The sequence below is a fragment of the Mycolicibacter sinensis genome, assembly GCF_001673565.1.
GTDB classification, from domain to species: Bacteria; Actinomycetota; Actinomycetes; order Mycobacteriales; family Mycobacteriaceae; genus Mycobacterium; species Mycobacterium sinense_C.
The window spans coordinates 1-1940 of sequence record NZ_LZMF01000054.1 but is presented as its reverse complement, the minus strand read 5'-3'; the positions used below and the strand labels follow the sequence as shown (position 1 = coordinate 1940).

The following is a 1940-nucleotide window of genomic DNA, read 5'->3' as shown; positions in this document are numbered from 1 at the left end:
ACCGCTTTGGATACCGATCTCACCGGCCACCGCCTTGCCCCGGCCCGGCGGGCGTGTCGGGCAGCGCGGCCGCCAGCCCCGGCACCGTATCGATGGTGACCTCGATCTGCATCCGGACCTTGTTGTCGACCCACGGAAACGCCGCGCTGGTCCGGTCCACCAGGCCGGACAGCCGGTCGTAGGCGGGTGCCAGGCTGCCCAGCGTGAACATCATCGGCACGCTGGTGTTGGTGATGCCCTCCAGCAGGGGGGACAGCCACGGCTTGTTCTTGATCACGATCTGGCCGGCGTCGCGCAACAGCTGCCCGGCCTGCTGCAGCACCGCGTTAGTCCGCTCGGCGCCGCCGGGCTGGACCAGAAAGTCCAACCCGTCGAGCAGGTTGTTGACCAGCCCGACCAGCGGGACGAAGTCGTTGACGCCGGTGACGAACGACGAGATCACTGCCAGCGACTCGGAGAACGGCACGGTTTGCGCGTCGGCCAGGATTCTGGCCAGGTCGAAGCTGGAGCGGGCCACCGGCTCGACCAGGTCGGTGTGCCGGCGCAGCGATTCGATGATGTGGGTGAATTCCGGGGAGTCGATGATCTGACCGATCCGGTCGCCCTGGCGCAGCAGACCGGTGATCGACGCCACCTGCACGTCGGTGTTCATCACCAGGGTCTGCTCGGGCCGCAGCGGGGCACCCCCGCCGCTGCTGACGAGTTCGACCGCCGCGCTGCCGAATACATTCGACGATGTGAACTGGGCCTTGGTGTCGGCGGTCAGCGCTTTGGCCTGGCGCGGATCGAGTTCCACTGTCATCTTCTGCTGGTTGTAGCCAATCGATTCCAGCGTCTTGACCGATCCGATGGACAGGCCGTGGAACTTCACCTCGGCGCCGGGCGCCAGGCCCTCACCGATGGTGTCGGTAATTACGGTCAGCCGGAAGGTGTCGGTGAAGCTGCCGACGGCCAGATGGTAGAGCGCGGTGGCCGCGATCGCAGCCACCGTGGCGACGATCAGGCCGCGGACGCGCAGGGCACGCGCGCTGGTGGCGCGCCCGCTGGGATCGTGGAAGGTCGGCATCGGCTACCCGGAAATCTGCACTCCGGGGTTGTTGCCCCAGAATAGGAGGGTCAGCATCATGTCGGCGAGCACCACGGTGATCAGGCTGGCGCGGATGGCGCGGCCCGACGCCTGCCCGACGCCCTCCGGACCGCCACTGGCGTAGTAGCCCTGGTAGCCGTGGATGGCGATGATCAAGGTGACGAAGACGGCCGCCTTGATCACCGAGCACAACACGTCGGAGGGCTGGATGAACGCGTCGAAGTAGTGGTAGTAGGTGCCCGAGGACTGACCGTGCACCACGTTGACCACCAGCGCGCAGGACAGGTAGCTCAGGATCAGTGTCAGCACGTACAGGGGAATGATGGTGATCATCCCGGCGATGACCCGGGTGGTGACCACGAACGGGATCGACCGGATGGCCTGCGCCTCCAGGGCGTCGATCTCCTCGGAGATCCGCATGGCGCCGATCTCGGCGGTCATCCGGGTGCCGGCCTGGGCGGCGAATCCGATCGCGGCGATCATCGGCGCCATCTCCCGGGTGTTGGCGTAGGCCGAGACGAACCCGGTCAACGGCCCCATGCCGACCATGTCCAGCGCGGCGTAGCCCTCGACACCGACCGAGCCGCCGACCGCCGCACCGAGAAACACCAGCACGCCGATGGTGCCGCCGCCGACGATCAGTGACCCGTTGCCCCAGATCATGTCGACCAGCAGCGCCCCGGTCTGGCGACGGTAGTGCGTGATGGTCCGGGGAATGGCGGCCAGCACCTGGATCAAGAAGGTGCCCTGGTGGCCGAGCCGCTCGAGCGCCGAGCCGGCCGCCCCGGCCGCCGAGGCCGACAGCCGCACCGGCCTGCCCAGGCCGTACGGCAGATGTCGTGTCGGGGTGGCC

2 protein-coding genes are annotated in these 1940 nt (G+C 67.8%); both read right to left on the bottom strand.

The features are described from left to right. Nucleotides 1-19: 19 nt before the first annotated feature. Nucleotides 20-1066, bottom strand: coding sequence for an MlaD family protein (locus tag A5648_RS08475; RefSeq protein ID WP_065024111.1), 1047 nt, complete (start codon nt 1064-1066; stop codon nt 20-22). A gap of 3 nt (nt 1067-1069) precedes the next feature. Beyond that, nucleotides 1070-1897, bottom strand: a complete 828-nt coding sequence (locus A5648_RS08470; protein ID WP_428844323.1) for an MlaE family ABC transporter permease — start codon at nt 1895-1897, stop codon at nt 1070-1072. Nucleotides 1898-1940: the final 43 nt, after the last annotated feature.

Coding starts and splice junctions, on each gene's coding strand:
- A5648_RS08475 (WP_065024111.1), bottom strand. CDS start 1,066: ATGCCGACCTTCCACGATCCCAGCGGGCGCGCCACCAGCGCGCGTGCC.